18 protein-coding genes are annotated in these 13,891 nt (G+C 34.8%); 16 read left to right on the top strand and 2 right to left on the bottom strand.

The window, feature by feature from the left end; translation table 11 throughout:
- Nucleotides 1–18: 18 nt before the first annotated feature.
- The 9 genes from BMY14_RS19665 to BMY14_RS19625 all read left to right on the top strand — a co-directional run bounded on the left by BMY14_RS19665 (nt 19) and on the right by BMY14_RS19625 (nt 9,191).
- A complete protein-coding gene (locus BMY14_RS19665) occupies nt 19–183 on the top strand; it encodes a YvrJ family protein (RefSeq protein ID WP_019552841.1) in 165 nt (54 codons plus the stop codon).
- A 238-nt stretch (nt 184–421) separates the two neighbouring features.
- Nucleotides 422–2,827, top strand: coding sequence for a P-loop NTPase fold protein (locus tag BMY14_RS19660; RefSeq protein ID WP_091835757.1), 2,406 nt, complete (start codon nt 422–424; stop codon nt 2,825–2,827).
- 252 nt (nt 2,828–3,079) lie between these two features.
- The gene (locus tag BMY14_RS19655; protein WP_091835754.1) at nt 3,080–3,904 is read left to right on the top strand and encodes a hypothetical protein; all 825 of its coding nucleotides are present in this window, start codon (nt 3,080–3,082) and stop codon (nt 3,902–3,904) included.
- A gap of 51 nt (nt 3,905–3,955) precedes the next feature.
- A complete protein-coding gene (locus tag BMY14_RS19650; RefSeq protein ID WP_091835751.1) occupies nt 3,956–5,002 on the top strand; it encodes a DUF4917 family protein in 1,047 nt (348 codons plus the stop codon).
- A 68-nt stretch (nt 5,003–5,070) separates the two neighbouring features.
- The gene (locus tag BMY14_RS19645) at nt 5,071–5,526 is read left to right on the top strand and encodes a GIY-YIG nuclease family protein (protein ID WP_143063202.1); all 456 of its coding nucleotides are present in this window, start codon (nt 5,071–5,073) and stop codon (nt 5,524–5,526) included.
- 685 nt (nt 5,527–6,211) lie between these two features.
- A complete protein-coding gene (locus BMY14_RS19640) occupies nt 6,212–6,598 on the top strand; it encodes an ASCH domain-containing protein (protein ID WP_091835746.1) in 387 nt (128 codons plus the stop codon).
- Complete coding sequence (locus tag BMY14_RS19635; RefSeq protein ID WP_091835743.1) at nt 6,595–7,656, top strand: hypothetical protein; 1,062 nt, start codon at nt 6,595–6,597, stop codon at nt 7,654–7,656. The genes BMY14_RS19640 and BMY14_RS19635 overlap by 4 nt, the downstream gene beginning before the upstream one ends.
- Before the next feature lie 21 nt (nt 7,657–7,677).
- Nucleotides 7,678–8,208 carry a GNAT family N-acetyltransferase gene (locus BMY14_RS19630; protein WP_091835740.1) on the top strand — a complete coding sequence of 177 codons (531 nt, stop codon included), beginning with the start codon at nt 7,678–7,680 and terminating at the stop codon, nt 8,206–8,208.
- 272 nt (nt 8,209–8,480) lie between these two features.
- Nucleotides 8,481–9,191: a hypothetical protein gene (locus BMY14_RS19625; protein WP_091835737.1), complete on the top strand. Its 711-nt coding sequence runs from the start codon at nt 8,481–8,483 to the stop codon at nt 9,189–9,191.
- Nucleotides 9,192–9,264: 73 nt separating this feature from the next.
- Here the strand turns inward: BMY14_RS19625 and BMY14_RS19620 are convergent, their stop codons facing one another.
- Both BMY14_RS19620 and BMY14_RS19615 read right to left on the bottom strand, forming a co-directional pair.
- Nucleotides 9,265–9,462 (bottom strand): helix-turn-helix domain-containing protein, encoded by a 198-nt coding sequence (locus tag BMY14_RS19620; protein WP_091835734.1) that lies wholly within the window; start codon nt 9,460–9,462, stop codon nt 9,265–9,267.
- A gap of 94 nt (nt 9,463–9,556) precedes the next feature.
- Nucleotides 9,557–9,742 carry a helix-turn-helix domain-containing protein gene (locus BMY14_RS19615; protein ID WP_091835731.1) on the bottom strand — a complete coding sequence of 62 codons (186 nt, stop codon included), beginning with the start codon at nt 9,740–9,742 and terminating at the stop codon, nt 9,557–9,559.
- Between the two features lie 404 nt (nt 9,743–10,146).
- Here BMY14_RS19615 and BMY14_RS19610 point away from each other — a divergent pair, with 404 nt between their 5' ends.
- The 7 genes from BMY14_RS19610 to BMY14_RS19580 all read left to right on the top strand — a co-directional run.
- Nucleotides 10,147–10,320 carry a helix-turn-helix domain-containing protein gene (locus BMY14_RS19610; RefSeq protein WP_245741501.1) on the top strand — a complete coding sequence of 58 codons (174 nt, stop codon included), beginning with the start codon at nt 10,147–10,149 and terminating at the stop codon, nt 10,318–10,320.
- A gap of 67 nt (nt 10,321–10,387) precedes the next feature.
- Nucleotides 10,388–10,696, top strand: coding sequence for a hypothetical protein (locus tag BMY14_RS19605; RefSeq protein WP_091835728.1), 309 nt, complete (start codon nt 10,388–10,390; stop codon nt 10,694–10,696).
- Nucleotides 10,697–10,720: 24 nt separating this feature from the next.
- Complete coding sequence (locus BMY14_RS19600) at nt 10,721–11,143, top strand: hypothetical protein (RefSeq protein ID WP_091835725.1); 423 nt, start codon at nt 10,721–10,723, stop codon at nt 11,141–11,143.
- Nucleotides 11,144–11,318: 175 nt separating this feature from the next.
- Nucleotides 11,319–12,428 carry a DUF932 domain-containing protein gene (locus BMY14_RS19595; RefSeq protein ID WP_091835721.1) on the top strand — a complete coding sequence of 370 codons (1,110 nt, stop codon included), beginning with the start codon at nt 11,319–11,321 and terminating at the stop codon, nt 12,426–12,428.
- 75 nt (nt 12,429–12,503) lie between these two features.
- Entirely contained in the window at nt 12,504–13,124 is a 621-nt protein-coding gene (locus BMY14_RS19590; protein ID WP_091835718.1) for a JAB domain-containing protein, read from the top strand.
- 13 nt (nt 13,125–13,137) lie between these two features.
- Nucleotides 13,138–13,437, top strand: a complete 300-nt coding sequence (locus BMY14_RS19585; protein ID WP_091835715.1) for a hypothetical protein — start codon at nt 13,138–13,140, stop codon at nt 13,435–13,437.
- 146 nt (nt 13,438–13,583) lie between these two features.
- Nucleotides 13,584–13,891 (top strand): ATP-binding protein (locus BMY14_RS19580; protein WP_143063201.1); only part of this gene is annotated, 308 nt, incomplete at its 3' end.

Raw genomic sequence — 13,891 nt, 5'->3', positions numbered from 1 at the left:
AAAAGGGGGTGTATGGCTATGGACGGCAATATATTGACTGCAATCGCACAGGTCGGGTTTCCAATTGTGATTACGCTCTACCTGCTGATTAAATTTCAAAAGTCGCTGGACGTTTTCGCAGATAAAATAGGCGACCTGGCGGGCGAGATCAAAGAACTATCGGCAATGATCCGGAAAAATTAATAGGTAGAAAATACAAAGTATGGTCTATGCTTTGTATTTTTTTGCTTTTTTATAAAATATATTAGTCGTAAAAATAAATAGGTACACTTCTTTTGGAAATTGTATTTTAAGACGATGGATAAGCACTACCGTTCTTGGAAGTAATTCAGTCAGATCGTCGACAGAACTTTACCAACTAATTTGGCATCAGGAATGGTATAATAACGAGGAATAAAATAACAATATTTGGAGCTATACTATGAAAAAAGAATTAAAAAACATTATAATATTTTTTTTACAAAGTATGATGGTTTTTGCAATACTGTTTTGGGGATTGAAGGTTCCTTTATCTATTTATGCAATATTAAGTATGGTTTGTTGCATTTTAGTGCTAATACAATTTTGTCCTTGTAAGAATCGCGTATTTTATAATAAAATTTTTGCGGTTTTGTATGGTGGAAATGTAGCATTTCTTTTTGTAAATCCTAGCGCAATATGCTCGTTAGCTATATTGCAAATGATACAGGTCGTATTGCATTGCACAACTTGCTGGCAATATGTTGTAAATGAATTAGATTTACATGAAAAATTATACGGAAAACGGCAAAGTGATTTAAACACAATAAAAGAAAAAATCAAAAATAAAGATTTTCCTATTATCGGGATAGAGGCTGCATGGGGCGATGGAAAGACTTTCTTTATTAAAAAATTAAACGAATCTTTTCAAGACAATGAGAAGTATGAAGTTATCACGATTGATGTATTAGCCTGTAATTTGGATGTTTTACCGCAGATTATAGTGGATGAAATGGAACGGGTTTTATATGAGAATGGCATTATATCAAGGTATTCTAAACGATTAAAAAATTTTTTTGATAAGGAGAAAAAAATAAAATTTTTTGGTGAATTACTATCAGAGTCAAATGAATCTTATGCCAAAGCATTTTGTAACTTAAGAAAAGAATTGAAAAAGCTTGGGAAAACTATCCTTATTGTTTATGAAGATCTGGATCGGATTGTCGATAAAAATGTAATAATAAAAATTTTTTATATTTCAGAAAAATTGGCATTTAATAATGAATGCGTTAAAATTTTGTATCAATATGATCCGGTCAAACTTAAAGAATATTTGGGCGATGCAGGCGAGCCTAAGTATTTGGAAAAATATATTCCATATACAATGAAATTGTCAAAAGTTGATTTTTATGAAGTTATACAAAATGAAATAAAAGAAAATGGGTTTGATAAAGCTATTTTAACAGCAGGTAATTTGCAAGATTTTCAAGCGAATTCAATGGCTTTTGTAAAGGATATAATTCAAGGGATAGACTTAACAGAAAAAATTAATGTGGTATTTAGAGATATATATAGTATTAGGACAGTTCGGTATTTTTTGACAGATATTTATCACATATTGAGTAGACCCAATAATAGAGTTGATGGTGATAAACATACAATAATAGCGTTCTTTTTTATTAAACATTTTTTAACGGAAATTTATAGTCGTTTTGCCTGTGGTAAGAATTTAAGATATTGTTTTGATATTAAAAATGATGATAAACTGATGCCGGCGTGGGAAGTATTGCGCATCTTATCAGAGAAAGACAGCTCCACAACAAAAGAAAATATGCAAATGGGTAAACTATTTCAGGATGATGAGGATATAAAAGCTTATATTGCATACCGATTTTTGGTGGGAGACAATTACGACTTAGATGTTAGAGATACTGAAAAATCACGGTCAGTTGTGGCTGAAAGTTCTAGAGCAATGCAGCAGGGGCAAATGCTAGATCAGATAGAATCCATTATTTGGCACTTGGTAGAAGCCGGGCAGCCTGTTTTAACAGACTACCAGTGGATTGTAGATAATATGCAAGAGCTGATTTTGAGTAAGAAAAAAACAGAATGGGACGCAGGATACAGAGAATTTGAAGGTAAATTACCAACAAGAAAATTTTCCGCGGATATATTGACGGCGCTCTGGGGTAAAGGTGCTGAATATCGTTGGAAAATATATTTTATATCTTTTATTGCTACAGAATCACCAAATCAACCGGTAGATTATAGAGGGTTATTAGAACTCTATTTTTTAATTAAAAAGCCAAAAAAAATTAATGATAGTTTTATGGCCAATATGAAGCCTTTTTTAGCTCGGGTTCGTAATGGGGATTCTTTGTCTGCATTTGTTATATTGCTAAAGCGAATGAATGATTTTGACATAGAAAAAGATTATCGTCTCCAATATAAAAAATTCTTGCAATTGTTAATGGATATACTTAAAAACTTAGGATTTTTAAAGCGTGCAGCAGGGGTTGGTGGACCGTATGATATATATGAAGATATGGAAAAAGATTTTCGTAATATTGAAAAACAGTTATTGGATATAAAAGAAAAACTGGCGGAATCACAAAAAGGTTTTGAAGACAGCCTTATTGTTATTGATGAAATGTGCATATTTATTAAAAAGGTTTTAGCTAGTAAACCTCCAGTGTCATCCCCCTTAGAAACATCTTCAATAGAATCGGAGACTCTTGGAAAAATCTATGGGCAATTAAAACAGGCAGGAACAGAAGCGGACCGAGAAAGAATCGTATTGAAGGAAAAAGATATTTCAATTATACAGTGGGCGGAGCTGTTTGATAGATTGAAAAAAGAACAAATTTAAGATAAGTATTAAATTTGCAGGAATCTAAAAAAGCCATAAGCATCATGGCGGGCGAGATAAAAGAAATCTCGGCAATGATACGGAAAAATTAATAGACGTAAAATACAAAAATCGTTTATCCTGAGGCGACGCTTGTAAAAGCAAATAACTCCTGCTGAATTTAGCAGGAGTTATTTGTTTCTTAGGGAATACAAGGGTGTTGAGCTTTTTTGATATTAATAAAGGCAAGAGGAATATAAGGAGGAAACTATATTGCGTCGTTTCGTATTGGAAAATGTTTGGTGGATCACTTCTTCGATTTCTCTTATTTTACTCGTATGCAATACTTTTTCATTGGCAGAAGTTAAAGTAGATACAACAACGCTAGTATTGCTTATAATTCTATTGATAAGCCCCTTTGCTTCAAATTTAAAGAAAATTAAATTTGGGGACTTTGAAGCAGAAATAAGTCCAATGGAAGTTCAAAAAGTAAAAGAAGAAGCCGGGGTCACTTTATCCGAAAAAGATGAAGCTATGAATTTACCGGAATTGGATAAAATAATTAGTAATATCAAAATTTTGGTAAAGCAAGATGCTGTAATAGCATTAGCGAAGTTGCGCATAGAACTGGAAATGTCTATCGCAAGATTATGTAAATTAGTTATGATCAAGCAATCATCGGGAAAAAGAGCATTCACCCTCAGTATGATGATACGCGAGTTGACACTAAGGGAAGTTTTACCTAAAGATATATCAGCACCACTAAATCAGGTTATCTACTTATGTAACCGCGCTATTCATGGGGAAGATATTCGCCAACAAGATGCCGAAACTGTTGTCGACATAGGCGTTTCATCTTTGAGTAAGATAAGTTCCTTGATTCAAGATTTAGTAGTTAAGCCGCACGAAACCTTGGAAATTAATCACAATGAATTAGAGGGTTATCTAACGGCGAAATATCGTGTAACTACGGTAATCCCTTATGCCGATGCTCCAGTCAAACAGGTCAGACATTTAACTCAAGACGAGTTAAGCGAACTAATTGAAGGATATGGAGACTATGCTGAATGCATTGTTGATATTCAAATTGAGAAATAAGACGTATTAACAATTCAGGGGGAGATAGACATTTATGATGGGAGTGGAAATATGGACGATTATACAATTTACAAATGGGGAGACTGTAATTTATTAACTGATAAGTTAAAAGAATCAACACTTATTTTGGGGAATGGTGCCAGTATTGCAATAAGTGACGTCTTTTCATATCAATCATTATTTGAGAAAGCAACTAGCGATCAAATATTAAATTCAAAAGCTACAAATGTATTTGAAGCGATTCAAACGAAAGACTTTGAACTTGTTTTAAATAAACTACGACAAGCTGCTATTATAAATGATGTCTTAGGTTTGGATAGTGATCATGTTGCGTCCGAAACCTATAAAGACATAAAAGATGCCCTTATAAAAGTAGTGAAAGACAACCATATTTCATATCAATCTAGGAGATTTAGCATAAATGATGTTAGAAACTTTATGAAGCAGTTTAAAACTGTTATAGATTTAAACTATGATTTACTGGTTTATTGGGCAATAATGTCTGATAATCCAATAACAATGAAAGATTGTTTTACAAAAAGAAGAGGGGACGGTGATGGGAATTCTTTTAACTATGAAATAGAAACATTCAGAGAAACGTATAAAAATGTAACAAACCCTACACTAGTTTTTTATCCTCACGGTAGTTTGGTATTACTTACTGATAAAAATAATGAAGAATTAAAAATAAAACGGACGAATAACGATAATTTATTAGATGAAATTGCTAATAAATGGAGTGGAAATTACGTTCCACTCTTTGTAAGTGAGGGAGATTCCGCACAAAAAGAAAAAGCAATAAAAAGAAGTTCTTATCTTAATTTTATTTATGAAAATGTATTAAATAATTTAGGCGAAAATATAATAATATATGGATGGTCGATGTCAGATCAGGATAAACATCTTATAGATAAAATATTTAAAAAAACTAATGTAAAAACAGTTTTTTTATCAATTTTTACTGATGGAAAAACTGATGATGAACTAGAAGAAGAACAAACTAAAATAATTAAGATACTACAGAAAAGAAATAAAGATATCACTATTAAATTTTTTGCATCTAATAGTGAGGGGGTATGGAATAGCATTTCAATGTGATAATGAAACGCAAGTGCATTGATGTGAGTTTTAGGCAAAACAACATCGTGGGGAGAGGGATGGGCTGTGTGAAAGAACGGTTTGAGAACTACTGTTTAATTGAATCTTTGTATGAGAATCATTGCGCTGAGATTCCTAAGAAAAAAGGTTTATATATTGTGATTAAACCTGTAGAAATAGCTGCTGTATTTTGCGAGGCGACGGTTGCTATTGCAGAATTTAAAGGCAAGTCTATGCTGTATGATGTGGGAACATTAGAAGAAAAATTCAATGATTCCGATCAAGAAATTTTATACATTGGAAGAGCAAAAAATCTTTATACAAGAATTAAACAACTTATTGATTACGGTTATAATGGTAAAAAAAATCATCGGGGTGAGAGAGTTCTTTGGCAAATGAAAAATCATGACAAATTTAAATTAGGCTTTTTGCAATGTGAAAATCCTATTTTTGAAAAGAAAAAATTTTTACAGGAATATTGTCAAGAATATCACGTATTGCCCGTTGCGAATTGGAGAAAATAATAAAGTAGAATAGGCGCTCCAGACCAAGGCGGCGGCACGGACTCTGCGAAAGCACATTCCGTGCCGCCGTCTTCGTCTTCCGCTCATGTAGCCGAATGCTGACAGCACTCGGCTTTCGTTCAGTCTGTGATAGTGCCGATACAACATCGTAGCGTTGAAGCGGTCAGCCTTTTGGGGCGAGGCTGATACTGACTATGTGTTGTAAGACCGGAGTCGGCATAGGGGAAGATGGGCGGCTCCTGCCTTTTCCGTCGCCCCTCTTCCCTCGCCTTAATCCGGCAGTCCTTCGGACACTGGTCTACGACCGATAAGCACAGTTATCGATAGTTAAGAGTGTACCAAGAATTTTAACCAGTTAGAAAGCCACGCACACTCTTAACGGTCGATAACTGCCTTACGCTTATCGATAGTAGACCCGAAACCAAAAAATCGTAATGGATCCAATTCCAAAATACTGTGCAAATTTTTTTTATAAATTGTGCATATATTGATATAGTATTTAAAAATTATCATATCATCACAGTTTAAAATGTAAATTTTATTGAAGAATATATGGTGTCGTTGTATAATCATATAATGCATCTAACTGTTATAGTGATTTACACAGGACTTTGTATTACTATTGTCGAATGTAATTTTATAACAGAAAAATTAAATAATATACGTTTAGAAAGTGGAATATCTTATGGATGTACTGTTGTCTATTAAGCCCAAATATGTAGAACAAATTCTATCTGGGCGAAAAAAATATGAATTTAGAAAAAAGATTTTTTTGAAACCAGTTGAGCGCGTGTATGTATACTCGAGCAGTCCGGTTAAGCGTATTGTTGGCTTCTTTCTCTATGCGAAGAGTATTAAAGATACTCCTAATAATGTATGGGAACAGACAAAAAAATTTGCGGGTATATCTAAAGATGATTATTTCCATTATTTTATAGATAAAAAAATAGCATATGCACTTATAATTGAAAGATTTTATGAATTTGAAATACCTTTGGATCCGAAACAATTGTTTGATGATTTTTCGGCACCGCAATCGTATAAATACATATGTGGGGATGCTGTTAAATGAGAAGTTTTGCGGTATGGTATACGTCAAAACATGGTGTGCGCTGTAAAAAAGCGGATGTACATATCAATTTATGGAATAACAAGGAAACTTATTCATTTGATTTTGGCTTAATGATAGACGATATTTCGGAAATTACGACATTACATTTGTACTGTCCTTTTCAAGTATCGATACATGATATTAAAGATTTAGGTGAAGTGATTTCACATAATAATGTTTTGGTAAATGCTATTTTTAATGAGAGTTATCTTGTTGCATCTGGAAATCCTAAGCGAGGAAGGGTATACTCAGAGTCTAGCTCATTATCGGATTTTATTATTTATGCTTTAGAAGATACTGAAATTACAAGTCGACCTTGCAAACGCAATGCATATAATAACGGTTTACTGAAATCTCATCCAATCTCTTTTGGAACTATTTTAGATATTAATGTCGAGAATATTGAACAAGTGGAGGCAGGGGAGCCGGTGGAATCGGTAAGCCAAGAAAAACCTATTAAAAGGTATTATTTTCGCCTACGTATATCTGTTTGTAAGGACAAATTAGATTTGATTATGCATAAAGAAACAGGTGTCACTGTTATTGCTGATTATCTTACAGATACAGAGATTATTGATTTTCGTTTGAACGATTTGAGAAGCTGTAGTGATGATTTACAGAATCAAGTTAATCAAGGATTGAAATTTGATCTTCAATCAGTACATTATTTAATTTTAAGAAATGCCAATGAAACGATTATTCATCAAGGGTTGCCAGTCGAGAGTCGTATGCTGGAACAAGAGTTATGGGATAAGTATATAGATGATTTGGATCATCATATGATTGCTTATCACTTTAAAAAGAAAAAGAAATCTAAAGATCCTGAGCTCTCGGATGGTTCGGAATTATCTGATAAGAAGGATTGCTTTGAGTATGTAAATGATTTTTCAGTCTTAACTAGATTTCAATCTCAAAAAAATAAAAAATATTTGATGCTTATGTATGTATTGTTTACGGTGTTTATTGCTATAGCAGCGAATATTATTACCGATATTGTAAAACAACATTTTGGACTTTAATTAGGAAAAGGGGGTAGCATAATGGATACAAAATTTTTTAAGGTTTCAGAAATACGCCCTGAACAGGTTAAAGAATATCTTGTTTCTATTTTTGGTGTAAAAATCCAAGATAAGGTATATAACCAGTTAAAAGATTTGGTTAATGATTATCCAGGATTTGATTATTGGTTTAATAATATAGTTTATCCAGATGTTATTCGTGCTAACGGGAATAGAGAAATATTATTTTCTTTTGCAGGCGAAAATAATAAAGTGGTATCTAGTATAGCGATTTTAAAAAAGACGGAAACCGAGAAAAAAATATGTACTTTTAGGATTAATGAAGAGTGTCGGAGCCAAGGACTAGGGGAGGCTCTTTTAAAAGCATGCATGGTCTATTTAGAAACAGATAAGCCGATTATTACTATATCAGATTTACGAATGGATATGTTTCAGAAACTTCTACAAAAATATAATTTTAAAGAAATGCAAAAGCTTCCGAATTATTATCAAGATGGGTCTATTGAACATGTCTATAATGGGGAACTTGGTTCTAAGGTGAGTTACAAATAATTAATCGATGATACGAAGTGATCGTCTGATTCCTAAAAAAGCGCAAAGATAATCTATATAATTATGCATAGATTATTTTTGCGCTTTTGCTGATTTTTAGGGTGCAATAAGGGTGTATCTATAAAAATGATAATAAGGGTAACGAATCTACTTGCATAGAGGTATTTTCAATAGGCTTTTATTTAATGGTTTCATTTTTTTATTACAGGTTTTTTTAGAAAAAAAGCGAAGAGTATATTTTGTAGATATATTCTTATAAAGGTCGTGGCGAAATGGCAATTTTATCATTTATATTTTTTATTGCATTGATCCTGTTTGTGGTCGGAATGGTTACGCCAAAGGCAGTTATTAGGTGGGGACCGGAAGAAAAACGAACGAGAAAGCAAGTTGCAATGATATATCTAGGCGTGGCTATTGTATCATTTATTCTTGTTGGGTTAACGGATGATGGATCAAGTAAACAAAAACGTGAGCAGGCGGCTATTGAACAACAACAAAAAAAAATGGCAGATGATGCAGCCGTAGTAGCTACTGCAGCTGCTAAAAAAGACCAAGAAGAGCAGCAGAAAAAAGTTGATGCCGCTGCAAAAACAGCAGAAAATAAAGCGAAAATACAAAATACGATAAAAATTTTGCACTTGGCTACGTCTAGACCCAATAGTGCAGGTGGCGTTGATTTGGAAATAGTTTTCAAAAATGTATCAACTGATAAAACTATCAAATATTGTACATTTACAGCAGTTCCTTATAATGCAGTAAATGATGTGGTAAACTGTACGATTAGACGGGAAAGTAAATTTAATGGAAAAGTCACTGGTCCGATTGCTCCTGGCCAAACGGATGGTGAAGATGAATCATGGAGTTGTGCATGGTATAATAACACAATTAAACGTGCAGAGCTTACTGGGGTTAGAATTGAATATACTGATGGCTCAATTGTATCGATTGGACAAAACGACATACCATTAATTATGCCGAAATAAAAACAAAAGTCTTGACCATACGAGGATGGAGTTCTATTTTTATCTGTTAGACTTAATAAGATTGGTAGGTTTGTTAATCCTTATTTTTTATATATTCAGACTGATTTAAGATATAATTAATTACACATTGTTTAGGGATTTTCCAAATACGTTTTAATCGGAAACATTTTAAGTCACCAGAAGCCAAAAGTTTGTAAGCAGCGTTTTTGCCGATGGAAAGCATTTCACAAAGATCTTCTACATTTACTAAGTCGTTATAGTCATTAAACATATGGATGTCACTCCTTTTTAGATTTATTTATCGGAATGTTTCATAGAAAATAAGAATAAAAATACGTATGGATAGAGAGCCAATAGAGGGCTCTCTATTTTTTATTGTATAAATTTCCAGTTATATAATCATCTAAGGAGGCACGTAATACTAAATAATTTTTACCGCGTTTTATGAATTGAATTTTCTTATTGCGAATCAGTGCATAAATAATTGAAGAAGAATAGCGAAGATAAACGGCAGCTTCTGCGGATGGAAGTAAAGCAGTTTCGAATAACATGAATATTCACCTCCTAACGTCTTTACTCTTTATGTTGCATTTTTAACAATTAACGAAGAATAAAAGCAACCTGATAAAGTCATGATATTCAGTTATATATTATAAAAATGAATCCTAGGGTCTTGTGAATATATCACAAAGCTCTTTTAAGGATCATACACAAAGGAACATAGGAATTTTACTGCGGGTGAGCATAATGCTCATCCGTTTTTTTATTGAAAACAAAGGTGAAAATATAAAACTTTAACTCTGGGTTTAGGTATTAGAACTATTCTATAAAGCGGGGAACTGGCAAAATGTGCGATAATTTTAGAGGGAAGTGTGGTGAGGTAATGGACTTAACATATAGAGAACAACTTAGGCAAATCGGCTTGAACATCAATTACTATAGGAGATATCGTCAATTGACACAGCTACAGTTGGCTGAACACGTGAGCATCAGCGCATGCTATGTGTCTCAAATTGAAAGAGGGCTAGTCAAAAAAGCAGTTTCATTACCTGTGCTCATGGCAATTGCAAAAGCACTTCATATAGAAGTATCGGCATTATTTCAGTTTAAAAATTTAGAGAACAAATAATCATCTTTATATAGATTTATTTTATTAGGTCAAGCGGCAGAATGGCCTTTAACTGCTGGAGGAAACCATGGATTTTTTAGGGATAGGATTTTTAATTGTGGTAGGAATTGTGGGAAGTATTGTATTTTGGGCTCTTTTAAACAACAGCGTTATCTTAAACCCCAGCTTGTCGGGGCTGTTTAGTTGGTGGCTTGGATGTGTCGTTGGAACAGCGGTTGTTCTGTATTTATTATTTGATCTGTTCTTTGGGGCGGTGTCCTGGGGGATAGATTTTGTGAAGCTTCATTACCAAGGCATCCTTGGTACGATTGTAATTCTCGGCCTTTTAGGTAAATTTGCAGGAAAAAAAGATGCGGCAAAAGATAAAGCAGAATAAAAAATAAAAAAGGATGTGTTAGAAATGAAACGGATTTTATTGGGTGCAGTACTTGCCTGTATGGTGTGGGTTGCTGGTATGATGCCAGTAGAAGCTAGTTATAGCAAATATCTCAATGGCGATACCAATTATGTTCTCGTTTATGGGCATATGGGAGTTGCTTTTTATTTAGATAAAAGCTCTGTTGTCGCAAAACGGGATGACAGTACCGCCCATGCTTTTGCGGAAAACATTGTTAGCGTGGATAGTGATGGGAATATTACAGGAAATCAGACGTATTGGTACTATCAGAAAGTGGATCGCCCAGATCTCTATGAAGCCTATAAAAGCAATGATGGAAATCATTGGAACAGCTTTGAAATCAACGATGATAGTGGGGCTATGGCAGTTGTTGTACAGGGATTTAAATATGGTTGGCCGATTGCCTTTGGCTACGGATGGTCGTAAGGCATAGAAAACAGCAAGGCGCGGAAGTTCTATGGCAATGGTGGTTATACATAATCTAGCAGCATATGACACGCTGAATCATCACTTTTAAAAGAATAAACAAACCTATTTAGCACAGGCATTTTGCCTGTGCTTTTTCATGTGAAAAAATAGAAAATAAAAGGAGTAATGGAAAATGAAACAAGGCAGAAGCTTAGCAGATGTAGGAAGCGAATTAGAACGGCAACGTATGGCACGAAAGGACTTTATCGCAGATACTAGAAACCTTGAAATGACAACGAATCAAGACGGAACCAGCTTGTCCCTATATTTGGAAGATGAACCCCAATCCTTTGCGGTAAGCGAACTGGCACATCAACAGATGGCATCAAGGCTTCAAATTCCCTATCGATATTATCAAAAGATGCGGCAGGAAGAAGCGCCCTTGCTCGATGAAAACGTCAATACGTGGTTTACCCGAATACCGGAAAAACGCATGCTTCGAGTGATGGATGGCAAAGTTCGGGCATTTTTGTCAGATCGGTATCGGAGGCTCGATCACTTGGAGCTTTGTAGCGCCGTATTGCCTGTTGTCAAAGATATGAAAGGAGCCGAGATCGAAAGCTGTGAAGTCACCGAAAGTCATTTGTATTTAAAAGTTATCAATAAGAAGTTGAAAGCCGAAGTCAGTGTGGGCGATGTTGTTCAGGCTGGCTTTGTTATTTCTAACAGTGAAGTGGGGCTTGGAAGCCTTAAAGTAGAGCCGCTGATTTATCGTCTCGTCTGTAAAAATGGTTTGATTGTCAAAGACTATGCCCAAAAGCGGTATCATGTGGGACGGCAGGTGGAAAGCGAAGAATCCGCTTATGAAATCTATTCCGATGAAACACTAGCGCAAGACGATAAAGCCTTTTTCATGAAGGTACAAGATACCGTGCGTTGTGCGGTCGATGAAGCGAAATTTTTGTTGACGGTAGATAAGATGCGGGCGGCGATGAATATTCCACTGGAACATGATCCTGTAAAGTCTGTAGAGCTTTTGGCAGATAAATTCATGCTCAATCAAAATGAACGTGGCGATGTGCTTCGTCAGCTCTTTATGGGCAGGGACAACAGTCAGTATGGACTTGTTAACGCAATCACAGCGGCAAGCCAAATCACCGAAAGCTATGAACGGGCTACGGAACTTGAAAGAATCGGCGGTGAAATTTTAGCGATGGCAGTCCCGAGGAAATTACTGCCGATGCATGAAGCAGAAAGTAGCATCAAAAATGTTACACCTATTCGGAGAAGTCTTCGGGCATAAAAGGATCATAAGCAGGAGTTGTGTTGAATGGACATGGTTCCTGCTATTTTTATTTTAAAGGAGTTGTGATGGTTTATGGAACCAGATGATAATTTAAAAGATTTATCTGAAGAAGAATTGCTTAGTGAATTTTTACCCAAAGAAAGTGCGGCACATCTTATTCGCGAATACCGAAGCATCTATCAGATCATGATACATGTACCCAAAACAGAGTTAGAAGCTGTTTATGGTATTGGCAGTGCGAAACTAAAGAAGATAACCTGTATCCGTGAAGTCATGAGCCGAGTTCAAGAAGGACGAAAACAGGAAATTAAGGGGATTCAAGGTCCGGTAGATGTAATCGAATATTTTCGATTCTTAGAAGATAAGCAACAAGAAGAATTTTGGATACTGCTTTTAAATGCAAAAAATAAAATTATCAAAAGCCAGCAGATTACCATTGGAACGCTTACGGCATCTTTGGTCGCACCAAGGGAAACCTATTATCCAGCCATTCAAGCGATGGCTGCTGGAATCATTGCGATTCACAATCATCCATCGGGTGTCAGCTCTGAAAGTAAAGAAGATCTTGCTGTGACCGAGCGTTTAATAAAAGCCGGTAAGATTTTGGATATACCGCTTTTAGATCATGTTATTATCGGTCGCAGTGGTGGTTCTAGTATGCGAGAAAAGTATGAATATTTATGGAGAAAATAAGGGGGACAAAATTATGTCAACTTATCTATTTTGTGCAACGTATCAGGATTTAACCTGTGATTTGCGAATTTGCCGAGGTCATATTGGCATTGAATTTAGGACGAAGCAAAGAGAGACAGAAGAAAGTATGTACTTCTCATTGAATCCGATGCAGGCAAAGACTTTTGCGGAAAGTTTGCAAAATATGGCCATGCGTATACCCATAAAAGAAATCAAAAATACCGATGTTTTAGGGAATTTGGAGGTTTATACAGAAATTGAAGAAGAAAATAACAAAAAAATATACCACAAGGAAGAATACCCGGTGGTATAAAAGAGAGAAAAATGCCAATAACATAAACCTTTTCATGCGAAATAGATAAAATATAATACAATATAAGAATATTTTTGTGTAAATAGTTGTATTTTTGCGTAGAAAGAATATAATGAAAGAAAATAAAGCAAAAAGGAACGATTTATATGTTGTTGAATCCATATACGCCCGGTGCGGGAGTGCCTCCTAGATATTTAGCAGGTCGTGAAAATACGATTCGAGAAGCAGAAGAAATATTAAATTATATTGCCAATGGTTATTTTGCTAGATCCGTTGTCTATTATGGTCTTAGAGGCGTAGGGAAAACTGTATTGCTGAATCATATTGAAGATATGGCAGAGGAAAAGAGCATTCATTATGAACATATTGAAATTGCCGAACGGGATTCTTTTAAAAGTAATATATCGTTGAATGTCTTAAAGCTGATCCGCCAAATGAGTGCGAAAGAAAAGGC

The organism is Propionispira arboris (genome assembly GCF_900109225.1).
GTDB lineage: Bacteria > Bacillota > Negativicutes > Selenomonadales > Selenomonadaceae > Propionispira > Propionispira arboris.
The sequence above is the reverse complement of the archived record's forward strand: the minus strand, read 5'-3'. Positions and strand labels throughout refer to the sequence as shown.

Bases quoted from the DNA above. Each gene is read 5' to 3' on its own strand.
- BMY14_RS19615 (WP_091835731.1), bottom strand. From the start codon at position 9,742: ATGTTATTCGAAACTGCTTTACTTCCATCCGCAGAAGCTGCCGTTTAT.
- BMY14_RS19665 (WP_019552841.1), top strand. From the start codon at position 19: ATGGACGGCAATATATTGACTGCAATCGCACAGGTCGGGTTTCCAATT.
- BMY14_RS19640 (WP_091835746.1), top strand. From the start codon at position 6,212: ATGGATGTACTGTTGTCTATTAAGCCCAAATATGTAGAACAAATTCTA.
- BMY14_RS19635 (WP_091835743.1), top strand. From the start codon at position 6,595: ATGAGAAGTTTTGCGGTATGGTATACGTCAAAACATGGTGTGCGCTGT.
- BMY14_RS19620 (WP_091835734.1), bottom strand. From the start codon at position 9,462: ATGTTTAATGACTATAACGACTTAGTAAATGTAGAAGATCTTTGTGAA.
- BMY14_RS19600 (WP_091835725.1), top strand. From the start codon at position 10,721: ATGAAACGGATTTTATTGGGTGCAGTACTTGCCTGTATGGTGTGGGTT.
- BMY14_RS19650 (WP_091835751.1), top strand. From the start codon at position 3,956: ATGGACGATTATACAATTTACAAATGGGGAGACTGTAATTTATTAACT.
- BMY14_RS19660 (WP_091835757.1), top strand. From the start codon at position 422: ATGAAAAAAGAATTAAAAAACATTATAATATTTTTTTTACAAAGTATG.
- BMY14_RS19585 (WP_091835715.1), top strand. From the start codon at position 13,138: ATGTCAACTTATCTATTTTGTGCAACGTATCAGGATTTAACCTGTGAT.
- BMY14_RS19595 (WP_091835721.1), top strand. From the start codon at position 11,319: ATGAAACAAGGCAGAAGCTTAGCAGATGTAGGAAGCGAATTAGAACGG.
- BMY14_RS19590 (WP_091835718.1), top strand. From the start codon at position 12,504: ATGGAACCAGATGATAATTTAAAAGATTTATCTGAAGAAGAATTGCTT.
- BMY14_RS19630 (WP_091835740.1), top strand. From the start codon at position 7,678: ATGGATACAAAATTTTTTAAGGTTTCAGAAATACGCCCTGAACAGGTT.
- BMY14_RS19625 (WP_091835737.1), top strand. From the start codon at position 8,481: ATGGCAATTTTATCATTTATATTTTTTATTGCATTGATCCTGTTTGTG.
- BMY14_RS19605 (WP_091835728.1), top strand. From the start codon at position 10,388: ATGGATTTTTTAGGGATAGGATTTTTAATTGTGGTAGGAATTGTGGGA.